14 protein-coding genes and 1 tRNA gene are annotated in these 14,264 nt (G+C 63.3%); 3 read left to right on the forward strand and 12 right to left on the reverse strand.

Features of this window, described 5'->3' with window-relative positions; all coding sequences use genetic code 11:
- Positions 1–16: 16 nt before the first annotated feature.
- From HIM68_RS15450 to HIM68_RS15460, 3 genes are all read right to left on the reverse strand, one after another.
- The gene (locus HIM68_RS15450; RefSeq protein ID WP_172173720.1) at positions 17–262 is read right to left on the reverse strand and encodes a glutaredoxin family protein; all 246 of its coding nucleotides are present in this window, start codon (positions 260–262) and stop codon (positions 17–19) included.
- A gap of 72 nt (positions 263–334) precedes the next feature.
- A complete protein-coding gene (locus tag HIM68_RS15455; protein ID WP_009882927.1) occupies positions 335–433 on the reverse strand; it encodes an AURKAIP1/COX24 domain-containing protein in 99 nt (32 codons plus the stop codon).
- A gap of 250 nt (positions 434–683) precedes the next feature.
- Entirely contained in the window at positions 684–1,880 is a 1,197-nt protein-coding gene (locus HIM68_RS15460; RefSeq protein WP_172173723.1) for an acetoin utilization protein AcuC, read from the reverse strand.
- Positions 1,881–1,939: 59 nt separating this feature from the next.
- Here HIM68_RS15460 and HIM68_RS15465 point away from each other — a divergent pair, with 59 nt between their 5' ends.
- Together HIM68_RS15465 and HIM68_RS15470 are read left to right on the forward strand one after the other, a co-directional pair.
- Positions 1,940–3,358 carry a TrkH family potassium uptake protein gene (locus HIM68_RS15465; RefSeq protein WP_248283973.1) on the forward strand — a complete coding sequence of 473 codons (1,419 nt, stop codon included), beginning with the start codon at positions 1,940–1,942 and terminating at the stop codon, positions 3,356–3,358.
- The gene (locus HIM68_RS15470) at positions 3,351–4,013 is read left to right on the forward strand and encodes a TrkA family potassium uptake protein (RefSeq protein WP_101546810.1); all 663 of its coding nucleotides are present in this window, start codon (positions 3,351–3,353) and stop codon (positions 4,011–4,013) included. The genes HIM68_RS15465 and HIM68_RS15470 overlap by 8 nt, the downstream gene beginning before the upstream one ends.
- A 122-nt stretch (positions 4,014–4,135) precedes the next feature.
- Here the strand turns inward: HIM68_RS15470 and HIM68_RS15475 are convergent, their stop codons facing one another.
- From HIM68_RS15475 to HIM68_RS15495, 5 genes are all read right to left on the reverse strand, one after another.
- On the reverse strand, positions 4,136–4,888 hold the full coding sequence (locus tag HIM68_RS15475; RefSeq protein WP_172173726.1) for a hypothetical protein: 753 nt from the start codon (positions 4,886–4,888) through the stop codon (positions 4,136–4,138).
- Positions 4,889–5,097: 209 nt separating this feature from the next.
- Positions 5,098–5,168 (reverse strand) — tRNA-Gly (locus HIM68_RS15480).
- Positions 5,169–5,451: 283 nt separating this feature from the next.
- A complete protein-coding gene (locus HIM68_RS15485; RefSeq protein ID WP_172173729.1) occupies positions 5,452–6,459 on the reverse strand; it encodes a hypothetical protein in 1,008 nt (335 codons plus the stop codon).
- Positions 6,460–6,855: 396 nt separating this feature from the next.
- On the reverse strand, positions 6,856–8,508 hold the full coding sequence (locus HIM68_RS15490; protein WP_172173732.1) for a cation acetate symporter: 1,653 nt from the start codon (positions 8,506–8,508) through the stop codon (positions 6,856–6,858).
- Entirely contained in the window at positions 8,505–8,846 is a 342-nt protein-coding gene (locus HIM68_RS15495) for a DUF485 domain-containing protein (RefSeq protein WP_139468617.1), read from the reverse strand. Before HIM68_RS15495 ends, HIM68_RS15490 begins: the two co-directional genes overlap by 4 nt.
- A gap of 107 nt (positions 8,847–8,953) precedes the next feature.
- On the opposite strand from HIM68_RS15495, the gene HIM68_RS15500 reads away from it, so the two are divergent.
- Positions 8,954–9,835, forward strand: a complete 882-nt coding sequence (locus tag HIM68_RS15500; RefSeq protein WP_172173735.1) for a LuxR C-terminal-related transcriptional regulator — start codon at positions 8,954–8,956, stop codon at positions 9,833–9,835.
- A gap of 15 nt (positions 9,836–9,850) precedes the next feature.
- Here the strand turns inward: HIM68_RS15500 and proC are convergent, their stop codons facing one another.
- The 4 genes from proC to HIM68_RS15520 form a co-directional block, all read right to left on the reverse strand.
- A complete protein-coding gene (gene proC / locus HIM68_RS15505; protein ID WP_172173738.1) occupies positions 9,851–10,687 on the reverse strand; it encodes a pyrroline-5-carboxylate reductase in 837 nt (278 codons plus the stop codon).
- Between the two features lie 134 nt (positions 10,688–10,821).
- Entirely contained in the window at positions 10,822–11,823 is a 1,002-nt protein-coding gene (locus HIM68_RS15510) for a sugar phosphate isomerase/epimerase (RefSeq protein WP_172173741.1), read from the reverse strand.
- A gap of 95 nt (positions 11,824–11,918) precedes the next feature.
- Entirely contained in the window at positions 11,919–13,451 is a 1,533-nt protein-coding gene (glpK, locus tag HIM68_RS15515) for a glycerol kinase GlpK (protein ID WP_139468621.1), read from the reverse strand.
- A 59-nt stretch (positions 13,452–13,510) separates the two neighbouring features.
- On the reverse strand, positions 13,511–14,233 hold the full coding sequence (locus tag HIM68_RS15520; protein ID WP_139907252.1) for an MIP/aquaporin family protein: 723 nt from the start codon (positions 14,231–14,233) through the stop codon (positions 13,511–13,513).
- Positions 14,234–14,264 lie beyond the last annotated feature (31 nt).

Here is a 14,264-nt window from a genome sequence, read left to right on the forward strand (position 1 = left end):
ACTCCTTCAATCGATCTCATGCGCCCAAGGCGTCGAGCGCCTTGGACAGCCGATCCCTATCGACTCGATGAAAACTGTGTTGTCGCCCGTTGAGGAGAACGACGGGAACGTCCCAGCCGTACTGCGCGGCCAGATCGTCATCCGTATCGATGTCGATCTCGGTCACGGTCACATCTCTGCCTGCAGCCACCTCGGTGACGGTCTGCAGCGCATCTGCGCACAGATGGCAGTCGACACGTGTGAGAAAGGTCAGATCGACCATGGCTCACTCCTCATCGGGTGCAACAAACCCCGCCGAGAAATCACTCGAGCGGGGGCGTAGGACCGTTGGGTCTTACTTCTTGTTGCGACGCTGGTGACGTGTCTTGCGAAGCTGCTTGCGGTGCTTCTTCTTCGACATACGCTTGCGGCGCTTCTTGATGACTGAGCCCACTCGGGTACCCCTTGTGCTTGTCGGTGGAGGGTGAACATCAGGTGCCCACCCATTGAACTAACCGTGCAATTCTATCGCTTGGCCGCCTGCTTTCCCAAAACTGTGTCCAGATCCACAACGGCGGTGCCAGGCGATCCGCGCGGACGCGGGGATCGGGTTCGGCCCGGGTGGCGTGCACGGCAGGGCCGGACTCGCGTTCGGCTGGGTCGACGGGCGTCGACCGATCTCGCTCAGTCGAAGCAGCCCCCGCTCAGTCGAAGTAGGGGTCGAGTGCGAAGAAAGGGAAGATGTTCTTCCGAGTGCCCATCACGGCGCGGTCGAGTTCGACTTCGGGGTCGAACCCCTTCGACCATGGTTCGAACGCCCCGTCGAAGCCGTCGGTCATCGACAGCGGCGCTTCCCTCCCGGTCTTCGTCTGCGCGTAGGAGGCCCAGCGTCCGGGGATCCGGGCTCCGGGATCGATATCGCGGCCGGCGGCGACGGCCAGCAGGTTCGTCCAGGCGCGGGGCACGACGTCGATGATCGCGTAGCCCCCTCCCCCGACGGACAGCCAGCGTCCATCGGCATGGTCGACGGCGAGGTCGCGGATGCGTTCGGCGGCGATGCGCATCGCGTCGACGCTCAGGCGCATATGGGTCAGCGGGTCCGCCCGGTGACCGTCGCACCCGTGTTGGGAGACGACGACCTGAGGTTCGAATGCGGCGACGACCTGCGGGACAGTGGCGTCGAAGGCGCGCAGCCAGTCCGCGTCGCCCGTGCGCGGGGGCAGAGCGATATTCACCGCCGAGGCGGCCGCCTTGAGTCCCCCGATATCGGCAGGGAATCCAGTGCCGGGGAAGAGGAACTTCCCCGATTCGTGGATCGAGATCGTGAGCACTCGCGGGTCGTCCCAGAAGAACGTCTCGACACCGTCACCATGGTGGGCGTCGATGTCGAGGTAGACGATGCGCTCGTATCCGGCGTCGAGGAATTCGGTGATCGCTCCGGCCGCGTCGTTGTAGACGCAGAACCCGCTGGCCTTGCCGGGCATCGCGTGGTGCATTCCGCCGCAGAAGTTCACCGCGCGCCGAAAGTCCCCGGAGATGATCGCGTTCGCGGCGTTGACGCTGCCTTGGAACAGCAGCGCCGAGGCGGTGTGCATATTCTCGAACCCGGGAACATCCTCGGTGCCGATTCCGTATCTGTTCGCGTCCTGCTCCTCGAGGCCCTCCTCGGTGCCGGCCTGCTTGACCGCGGCGATGTAGTCAGGGTCGTGGAGGCGGGCGAGCTTCGCCTCATCGATCTCACCGATGGGATTGACGTGGACGTTGTCTGCGTCGAAGAGTCCGAAGTCGTCGGCGAGCTTCGCTGTCAGGTCGAGCCTGAGAGGGTGCATGGGGTGGCTGGGACCGAAGTTGTAACCGGTCACTTCGTCGTCCCAAACGACATACACATCATTTTCGGCCATGCCCACCATGCTATATGGCACAGCTCACTTGCGCCGATTCCGGGGCCACCGGCTCTACCATGGTGCTTGTGTCCAAGAATTCCTCGCCGCGCTTCGATCGGCTGCTGAAGCCGGGCCGGTGGGTCCGTGACTTCGTCGACGACCTTGCCGTGGCCTCACCGGCACGATTGGCGATCGGGTCCTTCGTCGCCGTCGTCGCGGCGTTCGCGATCCTGCTGATGCTGCCGGCGAGCATGCGCGACCCCGGTTCGGTCGATCAGGCCACGCACATCGCGAACTCGGTCTTCGTGGCGGTCTCGGCCGTGTGTGTGACCGGACTGACCCCGGTCGTCACGGAGGAGTACTGGTCGGACTTCGGGATCTCGGTCATCACCGCCGGCATCCAGGTCGGCGGTCTCGGAATCCTCACCCTCGCCTCGGTGCTGGGCATGGCGGTCTCCAGGAGGCTGGGAGTCCGGCAGCGCCTGATCGCTCAGCAGGCCACCTCGGCGCTCAATCTGGGTCAGGTCGGCTCGCTGCTCAAGACAGTGGTCATCACCATCTTCACCGCCGAGTCGATCCTCGCGGTGCTGCTGTTCCCACGGTTCCTCATCCGCGGGGAATCGCTCGGCGACTCCATCTGGTACTCGGTGTTCTACTCGATCTCGGCGTTCAACAACGCCGGTTTCACCATCCACGAAGGCGGTGCGGCGTACTTCGCCTCGGATCCGTGGATTCTGTCCCTGCTCATGGCGGGGGTGTTCGTCGGGTCGCTGGGGTTCCCCGTCGTGCTCATGGTCGCGATGTTCTGGAACCGGCCCAGCCGCTGGGATCTCCATACGAAGCTGACATTGACGACCACGACGACGGTGCTGGCGATCGGTCTGCTCCTCTTGGCGCTGTTCGAGTCGGCGAACCCGGCGACCCTGGGCGATAAGAATGCCGGCCATACCTTCGTCGAAGTGCTGTTCATGGCGGTCATGCCCCGGTCCGGCGGCTTCTCGACGATGGAGGTCGCGGACATGAGCCAGGCGTCGCATCTGCTCATGGACCTCATGATGTTCATCGGCGGCGGTTCGTCGTCGACAGCAGGCGGAATCAAGGTGACGACGGTGGCCGTGCTTGTCCTCGCTGCGTATGCCGAGGCCAGGGGTCTGCAGGACGTGCACGTGTTCGGTCGGCGGCTGACGTCGTCGACGATCAAACTGTCGATCTCGATTCTGCTCACCGGTGCGATGATCGTCTTCATCGGCACCCTGACGATGCTGCAGATCAGTGCGGAACCGCTCGATCGGGTGCTGTTCGAGGTGATCTCCGCCTTCGGCACCGTGGGTCTGAGCTCCGGGGTGTCGGCGACCTCGCCGGATTCGGGACTCTATGTTCTGTCGGTGATCATGCTCATCGGTCGACTCGGTACGATTACACTGGCGGCTGCACTGTCTATGCAGGATTCGGTGCGCCTGTACCGCTACCCCGAGGAAAGGCCGGTCGTTGGCTAACGAACACACTTCAATCCTGGTCATCGGACTGGGGCGTTTCGGGTCCTCGACCGCGGCGACTCTTGCCCGCCTGGGGCGCGAGGTCATGGCCATCGAGCACAACCCCGAGCTCGTCAAGGATTGGAGCGGCAAACTCACGCACGTCGTCGAAGCCGATTCGACGAACATCGACGCACTGCGGCAGGTCGGTGCCGGTGACTTCTCGACTGCCGTCGTCGGGATCGGAACCTCGATCGAAGACAGCGTGCTCACGACCGCCAACCTCGTCGACCTGGGCGTTTCGCAGGTGTGGGCGAAGGCGATCTCGCCGTCGCACGGCAAGATCCTCCACCGCATCGGCGCCCACCATGTGCTCTACCCGGAATCGGACGCCGGTCGCCGCGTCGCCCACCTGGTCAGCTCCAGGATGATGGAGTACATCGAGTTCGATGAGGGCCATTTCGCCGTGGTGAAGATGCGCCCGCCGCGGGAGATCCAGGGCTTCACTCTCAGCGAGTCCGGTGTCCGCGACAAGTACGGAGTGACGATCGTGGGCATCAAGAGCCCCGGCCGCGACTTCACCTACGCCGACCCGACGACCCGCGTGGGCAAACAGGATCTGCTCATCGTCGCCGGTCACGTCGAGCTGCTCGGCCGCTTCGCCGGCCGCCCGTAACTTCCGAGTCCGCGTCTAACCGCCGGTTCACCGACCGGCTGCATCCGCGGGTCCAAAGCGTGTATGCCGTGATCTTGATCAGGGCATCTGCATTTCGAGGCAGTTGGTGCACACCAATCGCGTCACATCTGCCGCCAGATGAGATGCGACGGTGACGGGTCGAGAACGACCTCGGTAGAGCAGTCGGAACTCGAGAGCAGGCTCTTTCTGGCTTCCGCCAGCATCCCCTTCATCCCTGACTCCAACGCGGTGAGGAATTCGTCGATGGTCTCGTGATGACTGACCATCTCGATCGCCTGTCCGTTCACCTCGATCCCTGTATACCCGCCCGAGGCGGTCGGTCCGATCCGTCTGATCGCCGAACCAGCTGAATCACTTGGTGAGCCGGATGCATCGGTGGAGCTCGGTTCCATTTCGCGTTCCGCGTCATCTCCCGGCAGCCCGTGCGACATGTCGAGCAGTGCCTCCGCGACATGATTCCACTGGTTGATCGCCTGCTGGAGTCGGTGCGTGTAGGCCTGCGCCAACGTTTCAATGGCATCCAGGCATCGTGCTGCGGTGTCGCCCCACTCTTTCGAGCCGAACTCCTCATCCAAGCGGCCGAATTCGAGTGCGGCAAGATTGAGGAAAGCTGGGAGGAGTCGCTCCACCACATCTTCCCTGGACTCTAAAAACTCAGCCTCCCGTACCACACAGGTTTCCCACTGTCCGACCACGGACGCTACATCATCCTGCACGAGCGGAAGATGCGGATCGAGATTCGCAATCGCCTCGCGCTCCGCACGACGTCGTGCTGCTTCGGCCAATTCGGAGTCGATCTCCCGGAGCTCCCTGCTCAGCCTCGCCACGCGGAAGAATTCGTCATTGTTGTCCATTTTCACCACTCCCCTCCCCGACCGGATGCCGCTGCGGCAATCCCTATCGAGGGGAGAATACGATGGGCCCCTGACACGACCAGGAAATGAAGCCTGCAGACCTGCACCTGGAAGCGCCACCGAAGCAGATCGGGCCCTAAGAGCAGAACGCTGAGTCGGAGTCATCGTCTCGGTGTGATACAGCCGTGGCCGCATCACGACACAACGAGAGCGGGCGACGGGAATCGAACCCGCGTCATCGGCTTGGGAAGCCGAAGCTTTACCATTAAGCTACGCCCGCGCGTCGCCCGTGGTCGGCAGACATTCACCCAGGTGAAACCCGGTGCAGACATACCGCGATCGGCAACTCGAACCAGTCTACAGCTTCCCACCTCGGGTGCATCACATCCATTCGCCATATGCGCACCCACGACGCCCACCAAGCTGCATTCCACTGGCCATTCTGCCGCGGCCAGCGACAATCGCTGGTCAGAAGTGTGGACGCAGTGACTTCGGTCAGGGCATCTGCATTTCGAAGCAGCTGAACACTTGTCTGGTCGCATAGCAATGTCTCGCCACGGCTGTTAAGTCCGGCTCTGCCGGGCACCGGACCGTTTTCGCGGGGCGATGAACGCCCTGAGCTGCGGGGCCTGCCCGAAGAGTTTGGTTGCGCACTCTTCAAGGTGGGTCACCTCGTCGAAGCTCAGACGGACGATTCTGTACCCGAGCTCCAGCAGCCGATTGAATTGACGGACCTCTTTCCGAATGAGCCGAACTCCGTTGTCGGCATATTTGGAGAAGCCGTCGATGAGCACGATAGTCCGCGATTTCTCGTGCAGAAAGTCCACGCGAGCGATGACCGTGTGCCCGTCCCGGATCCTGACTTGCTGGCTGAATCCGGTCAGTCTCAGCTGCATGAGGTTGTACACGAAACGGCTCTCTGCGTAGCTTTCCGACAGCGGCCCCGCTGAAGACAGCAGACGTTGAGCTCTCGCTTGGCCCTTTGACAGCCGGCCGAGCACAGGCATGAAGTCTTCAGCAATGCAGAGCTCAGCTAATCCCAAAGTGTCCGGCGGATATCCGAATCTTGCCGCCTCGTCGGCCCCTTCGTCAGACCCGAATGCTGATCTGCGCAGACACCGTTCGAGTGCGACGAAGCCCTCCGGTTCACCAAGTTGGCCGATAAGATCGAAGGCGGTGCGAATGGGTGAAGTCAACGACATCTTGCCTATGCGAACGACGTCCTCTTCAGGAACGGTCTTCGACGTCCTCGACACGTCGGCGCTGTTGTGTCGCTTCTTCGGGTGAGCGATGAAGACCTTCCCCCGAGGCGGTCGATGCAGCGGAAGGTCATGGACGAATGCGGCGGAGACTCCCCAGATCACGTCGTCAAATCGGTAGTGCGGGTACGAAGCCACTCGCAGCTTCTCGAACATGTCGAGGAGTTCGAAACGAGGCCTCCCCGACTCCGGGTCGGTCTGCTCGACGACTCTGTGAATCCACGCTTCGTCCGTGATGAACTCCGCTATCGCACCATGTCTGAGATTCGAGCAGCGGGCGATGACAGAATACATCCCTTGAGTGAGTGCCAAAAGGCAGCAGTCTTTGGCGTCACGGATGCATCTGCTCTGCACCCCACGCGCCCTGAGTTCACTGGTGCGGACCACGTTGTACATGCGGCAAGACTGTCGCTGCGAATGAGACTCCGACAAGGCCTCCTCAACCGCCTGTGGAATCGCCCTCGGCATCCACACCCATAAGACGTCCGAGTCCGCATGCTGTCAACAGTCCACGGCGTTTGAGTCAGCGGCGCCTCCGCCCCCGCGTGGTACTCGATTGCAGCCGAGTTCTCAGCGCAAGGGTGCGTGCGCCGAGATGGTCACGACGCGGCCATAACGCTGCGGTATCCACAACCGCGTGTTCGAAGTGCATGCGCGCTGATCGGAATCGGGTCGTCTGCACTTCGAACACGCGGATGGCGGATTGCGTCAGTGCTCGACAGCCTCCTCGGCGCCGAATCCGGTATGGGCACGGACGTCCATTTCGGCGGCCAGCTCGGGACTCTCCACCGTTCGATCCGTCACCGAGGCGATCCACCCGAGGATGAAGCCGAGCGGGATCGAGATGATGCCGGGGTTCGACAGCGGGAAGATCGCGAAGTCGGCACCGGGGATCATCGCGGTCTCGGAGCCGGAGACGACCGGCGAGAAGGCGATGAGCACCATCGCCGAGATCAGTCCGCCGTAGATCGACCACACCGCACCGCGAGTGGTGAAGCGCTTCCAGAACAGCGAGTACACGATTGTGGGCAGGTTCGCGCTGGCGGCGACGGCGAAGGCCAGCGCCACAAGGAATGCGATGTTCTGCCCCTGCACTCCGATGCCGCCGATGATCGCGACCGCACCGATGACGACGACGGTGCGACGGGCGATCTTGACCTCCGCCTCGGAGTCTTCGACCTTGCCCTTCTTGATGACGTTTGCGTAGATATCGTGAGCGAACGAGGCCGCCGCGGTGATCGCCAGGCCCGCCACCACCGCGAGGATCGTGGCGAACGCGACCGCGGAGATGAAGCCCATGAGCAGCGGCCCGCCGAGCTGAAGCGCCAGGAGCGGAGCCGCGGAGTTCACGCCGCCAGGAGCGTTCTTGATCGCGTCGGCGCCGACGAGTGCGGCCGCACCATAGCCGAGCACGAGGGTGAAGAGGTAGAACGCACCGATGAGCCAGATCGCCCACACCACGGATCGGCGAGCTTCCTTAGCCGTGGGTACGGTGTAGAAGCGCATGAGCACGTGGGGCAGACCCGCCGTGCCCAGCACGAGCGCCAGTGCCAGGGAGATGAAGTCGAGCGGATTCTCGCCGTACTGCAGACCCGGGTTGAGGACGCCTTCCCCGACTCCTTCGGCTGCGTTGTCCACGGCCGAGGCCAGCAGGGTCGAGAGGTTGAAGCCGTTGAGTGCGAGCACCCAGATGGTCATGGCGAAAGCACCGGCGATGAGCAGAATCGCCTTGACGATCTGCACCCAGGTGGTGCCCTTCATTCCGCCGACGAGAACGTAGATGATCATCAGCGCGCCGACGACGGCGATGACCAGTGACTGGCCGACCTTGCCGTCGATTCCCATGAGCAGAGACACGAGCCCGCCGGCGCCGGCCATCTGCGCGAGCAGGTAGAAGAAGCAGACCGCCAGGGTCGACAGGGCTGCTGCCATGCGTACGGGGCGCTGTTTGAGGCGGAAGGACAGCACGTCGGCCATGGTGAATTTGCCGGTGTTGCGCATGAGTTCTGCGACGATGAGCAGAGCGACGAGCCAGGCGACGAGGAAGCCGATCGAGTAGAGGAATCCGTCGTAGCCGTTGACGGCGATCGCACCGCAGATGCCGAGGAAGGATGCGGCAGAGAGGTAGTCACCGGCGATGGCGAAGCCGTTCTGCGGTCCGGTGAACGACCGGCCACCCGCATAGTAGTCCGAGGCGGATCTGTTGTTGCGGCTGGCCCGCAGAACGATGAACATCGTGACCGCGACGAATGCGGCGAAGATCGTGATGTTGAGGACCGGGTTGTTCTCCACCTCGGTGGTCGCTGCGCTGAGGAGGTCGACTCCCGAAGCGACGAAGTCTCCGATTGCCAGAGTGCTCATGAGCGGTGTCCTTCCGATTCGGCCTGCAGTCGTTCACGGATCGCCTCCGCGGGAGGGTCGAGCTTCTTGTTGGCGAACGAGACGTAGAACATCGTGATCGCGAAGGTCGTCACGAACTGCAGCAGCCCGAATACGAGTCCGATGTTGATCTCCCCCACGACCTTCGTCGACATGAAGTCGTGGGCGTACGTGCTGAGGATGACGTAGAGGAAGTACCAGACGAGGAACGCGATCGACAGCGGGATCACCACCGAGAAGCGCTTGCGTTTGAGGGCCTTGAACTCCGGCTTCTCCTCCTCTGCGAGGAAGTCAACACCGGTGTTGACAGGGTCAGTCATTCTTTCTCCTTTGAATGGACAGAACATCAGTGTCCTGAATCACATGACCCAAAGGTAACGTTCAGCATGCGCTAGGGAATACCACCGAAAGTTGGTAGCTTGTTCACATGAATGCGCACGCCAAGGAAACGCGGGCACTCAAGGTCGAGACCCGTCGCCTATTCGTCGAAGCCGTCGATTCCCTGCACCAGAGCGGCACCGGTGACGTCGTCTTCGGAGGTATGGTCGAAGAGGATTCGGTCGCGGTCGAAGCCGTCGCCGGAGCCGACAAGGACCTGCTCTCGAACCTCATCGTCAGCACCGGGCGCGGCCTCGGCGGTCGGGCCATGACCGAAGGCACTCCGCAGCTGACCCGCGACTATGAGATCGACCCGCTCATCACCCACCATTACGACGAGGAGGTGCTCGGCGAGGGCATCCGCGTCCTCGTCGCCGTCCCCACTCTGCACGGCGGTGAGGTCACCGGTATGGTCTACTGCGGCCACCGAGCGGACTACAACGCCGCCGCCCCGCAGACGGGAGACCTCGTCAGACGGGTACGACAGCTTTCGGTCGATCTCGCTCGACTCGGATACCGGCAGGAACCGCGCGGCCCTGTCAAGGAGGAACCGCTCTACCCGGATCTGGATCCCTCAGGACGCGAAGCTCTCCGGCACACCTATGCCGAGCTGAGGGCGATCCGCTCCGGGATCGTCGATGAGGAGACCAGGGAGAAGCTCACCGGCATCGAGGCGCGCCTGGCCGATATTCTCTCCGGACACAATCCGGAGAACTTCCAGACGCCGGTACCCGCAGTCAGGCTGTCGCCGAGGGAGACCGACATCCTCTCGCATGTTGCCTTGGGATGGCCGAATGCCCGCATCGCCGAGGCGCTGTCGCTGCGCGAGTCGACGGTGAAGTCCTATCTCAATACGGCGATGGTCAAGCTCTCGGCACGGACCCGGCATGAGGCCGTGTCGATCGCCCGCTCGTCCCACGTCCTCCCCTGAACGGGGAGATCCGGCTCAGCCGTTGATGACCTCGGAGTTCTCCTGTTCCATCTCCAGGGAACGGTCCGCTGCCGCCTGCGCGGCCGCCTCGGCGATATCGAAGATCCCGGAGTCGAGAAACTGCTGGAGACCGGCCAAGGTCGTTCCGCCCTTGCTGCTCACGGCCTGACGTTGAGCGGCGGGATCGGGTTTCTCGGTCAGGAGTCGGCCGGCACCGTCGGCGGTGGCCACGACCATCTGGCGGGCGACGTCCTCGCTGAGACCCTGCTTGACGCCCGCGGCGATCATGGCTTCGGCGAGGAGGAAGAAGTACGCCACTCCGGACCCGGAGATGCCGGTCATGGCCGGGATCTGGGATTCGTCGAGATCGACGACGAGGCCGGCGCCCGACAGCAGGGACTTCAGTGTGTCCACACTGGCGGCGGTCACCTCGGCGGTGGGGGCCAGTGCGATGACGCCGTGGCCGATGGCGCTCGGCGTGTTCGGCATGATCCGCACGATCGGATTCTCGGGGGCGAGCTTCGCAAGGTCGGCCGCGGCGACGCCGGCTGCCATGGACACGAGTACGGATTTCGGGTCGAGGTCATCGGCGAGCTCGCGCAGGGTCTCGGCCATCATCCACGGCTTCACACCGAGGAAGACGAAATCGGCACCGGACAAGGCGTTCCGATTCGCTTCGGCGTCATCCTCCAGCGAGGTGATCGTGGCGGTGGGCAGATCACTGCGGAGCCGCTGCGCCGAGTCGGTCGAGTTCGTCGTCGCGCGGACGGTGATGCTCGCGTCGGCGGTGAGGATTCCCTGGATGAGGGCCGTGCCCATGTTGCCGGTTCCGATGGAGGCGATGGTGGTCAAAGTGCGTCAGCCTTTCGATATCTGATGTGCGGTGGTCGGTGGGTGTCCATGCGCTGAAGCGTGCCGATGCGTGACCGAGCGAAGCGAGGCGAAGACGGGCAGGGTGATGTGCGACGTCGCGGTCGCTCGCAGGGTCAGCTCTCGGCGCCGGCCCTTCCGGACCGCGAGGGCTTGTGCTCGGAGGTGCGGGTGTGGCTGTGGGCGTTGCGTCGTCGAGTATCCGTGTCGAGGCCGAGGTGCTCACGGGCGAAGGCGATGGAGTCGGCGAGCATCTTCTCGCGCGCGGACTGTCTGCGGACGAATCGGGTGTTGACCTCCACGACGACGTCGCCCTGCCAATTGTGTTTGGCGAGGTACTGCAGGGTCTCGGCGACAGGCATGGTGCCTTCGCCTGGAACGAGATGTTCGTCCTTGAGCGAGCCGGCCCCATCGGTGAGGTGGACGTGACGGAGCTGGTCGAAGATCTCGCCCACCGTCTCCAATGCGTTCATGCCGGCGGTGGAGGCGTGGGAGAAGTCGAAGGTGAGGTCGTCGTAGTCCTCGTCCAGGGGGTTCCAGTCGGGGTAGTAGACCTGGATCTCGCGCAGGCCGGCCCGCCAGGGGTACATGTTTTCCACGGCCAGTCTCACACCGGTCTCCTGGGCGACCTGGCGGACGCCGTCGACGAAGCCGAGGGCGTATTCGCCCTGCCAGCGGAACGGCGGGTGGAGGACGACCGTGTCGGCGCCCACTGCCTTGGCGAGGTTCGCGGTGATCCGCAGCTTCTCCCAATGGTCTTTGTGCAGCACTCGGGGCAGGAACAGCAGGGTCGGGGCGTGCAGGGAGATGACGTCGAGTCCGGTGTCGCCGGCGAGTCCGTTGATGAGGTCGACGTCGCGGGTCTCGGTGTTATGGGTGACCATGATCTCGACGCCGTCGTAGCCGTGTTTGGCTGCCTGGGTGAAGGTCTCTTCGACGGTCATGGGTGAGACGGAGGAGCTGGAGAGGCCGAGCCTGATCCGGTTGTCGGAGACGTGATGGGCGTCTTTCTCATAGACGTCGTGTTTGTCGAAGTACTCCTTATGGCGCTTCGAATTCGAGCGCGCAGAATTCTTGGTGGTCAACACCTTCCGCTGGGACTTCGACTTCTTGCTCATCTCTTCCAGTCTAACGCGGCTCCCCCTCCCCAGAACTACCTGACGGCGGCCCAGCAACCTCGCGCGAGGTTGCTGGGCCGCCGTCAGGTAGTAATTCAGGCGTAGAGGGCTTCGGTGTCGTCGTCGACCCATTTCTTCGACTTCTCCACCGCCTTGTTCCAGAGGCGGTAGAGGCGGTCGACCGTCTCATCATCCATCGACGGATTCCAGCGCTTGTCCTCGCGCCAGTTGCCCTTCACGTCGTCCTCACCGTTCCAGAACTTCACGGCGATGCCTGCCGCATAGGCCGCACCCAGCGCCGTGGTCTCGATGACCTCGGGACGGATGACAGGCACGCCGAGGAGGTCGGCCTGGAACTGCATGAGCGTCTCGTTGGCGACCATGCCTCCATCGACCTTGAGCTCGGTGAGTTCGACACCGGAGTCGAGGTTCATCGAGTCGAGGACCTCGCGCGACTGGAAAGCCACGGATTCCAGGGCGGCACGGGCGATGTGGTTCTTGTTCACATACCGGGTCAGACCCACCATCACGCCGCGAGCATCAGACTCCCAGTGCGGGGCGAAGAGTCCGGAGAACGCCGGCACGATATAGCAGCCGCCGTTGTCCTCGACCTGTTTGGCCAGGGTCTCGACCTCGGGGGCGTCCTTGATGATGCCGAAGTTGTCGCGCAGCCACTGCACGAGCGAACCGGTCACCGCCACAGATCCCTCGAGCGCGTAGACGGCATCGTCCTCGCCGATCTTGTACGCGACCGTGGTGAGCAGACCGTTCTTGCTGGCCACCGGCTCATTGCCGGTGTTGATGAGCATGAAGTTGCCGGTGCCGTAGGTGTTCTTCGCCTGACCCTTCTCGAAACAGGCCTGACCGAACGTCGCAGCCTGCTGATCGCCGAGGATGCCGCAGATCGGGGTGTCGATGATGAGTCCGTTCTTCGCCCCGTAGCCGTAGATCTCCGAGCAGGACTTGATCTCGGGCAGCATCTCGACGGGAATGCCCATATCTGCCGCGATGTCAGGGTTCCAGTCGAGGGTGTCGATGTTCATCAGCATCGTCCGCGAGGCGTTGGTGACGTCGGTGACGTGGATTCCGCCGTTGACCCCGCCGGTGAGGTTCCAGATCACCCAGGTGTCCATGGTGCCGAAGAGCAGGTCCCCGGCCGCGGCGGCTTCCTTGACCCCGTCGACGTTGTCGAAGATCCATTTGGCCTTCGGGCCGGCGAAGTAGGTCGCCAGGGGCAGACCCACCCGGTCCTTGTACTTGTCCGGTCCTTCGTCCCCGGCGAGTTCGTCGCAGACCTTCTGGGTGCGTGCGTCCTGCCACACGATGGCGTTGTAGACGGGTTCGCCGGTGTTCTTGTTCCAGATGACGGTGGTCTCACGCTGGTTCGTGATGCCCACGCCCTCGAGCTGGTGGCGGTTGATATTCGCCCGAGCCAGGGCCTGGCCGATCGCCTCGTTGGTGTTCTTGATGATCTCAACCGGGTCGTGCTCGACCCAGCCGGCGCGAGGGAAGATCTGCTCGTGTTCCAGCTGGCCGGACGACACGATCTGCCCGTCATGGTTGAAGACGATCGCCCGCGACGAGGTGGTGCCCTGGTCGATGGCGAGGATGAACTTTTCCTGACTCATTCTGACTCCTGTGTCGAAGTGGTTTGTCTGTGAGCGTGCTCAGTTGTCTGTGATCGTACTCAGACGAATGCCTGGGAGGCCAGACCGGCGACGACGCCGCCGACCAGCGGTCCGGCGATCGGCACCCACGAGTACGCCCAGTCGGAGCCGCCTTTGTTCGGGATCGGCAGCAGTGCGTGGACGATGCGCGGACCGAGGTCACGCGCCGGGTTGATGGCGTAGCCGGTGGGTCCGCCCAGCGAAGCGCCGATGACGACGACGAGGAGGCCGACGGCCAAGGGTCCAAGCTCGTGTGGGGTCTTGCCGAAGAGGAGGATGACGAACACGAGGACGAATGTCGCGATCACCTCGGTGACGAAGTTCCAGCCGTAGGAGCGGAGCTCCGGACCGGTGGAGAAGGTGCCGAGGATGTTGCCAGCGTCCTTCTCCTCGTCGTAGTGCTTCTTGTACACGGCCCACGCGAGGACCGCGCCGAGCATCGCTCCGATCATCTCGGCCGCGAGATAGGCGATGGTGTTGCCGAAAGTCACGGCGATGCCGGGTGCATATTCGTCGGCTCCGCTGGCGAGGATGCCGAAGGTCACGGCGGGGTTGAGGTGTGCGCCGGTCTTATAAGCGACGAAGACACCGGCGAAGACCGCGAGGCCCCAGCCGAAGGAGATCAGCAGCCAGCCTCCGCCGTTGCCTTTGGTCTTGCCGAGGACGACATTGGCGACGACGCCGACGCCGAGCAGCATGAGCATCGCCGTACCGGCGATCTCGAAGAGGAAGATGGTGCCCATATCTCACAAACTCCTATTGTTTGTCTTTCCG

Origin of the sequence: Brevibacterium sp. CT2-23B (genome assembly GCF_013168765.1) — a bacterium.
Lineage (GTDB): Bacteria > Actinomycetota > Actinomycetes > Actinomycetales > Brevibacteriaceae > Brevibacterium > Brevibacterium sediminis.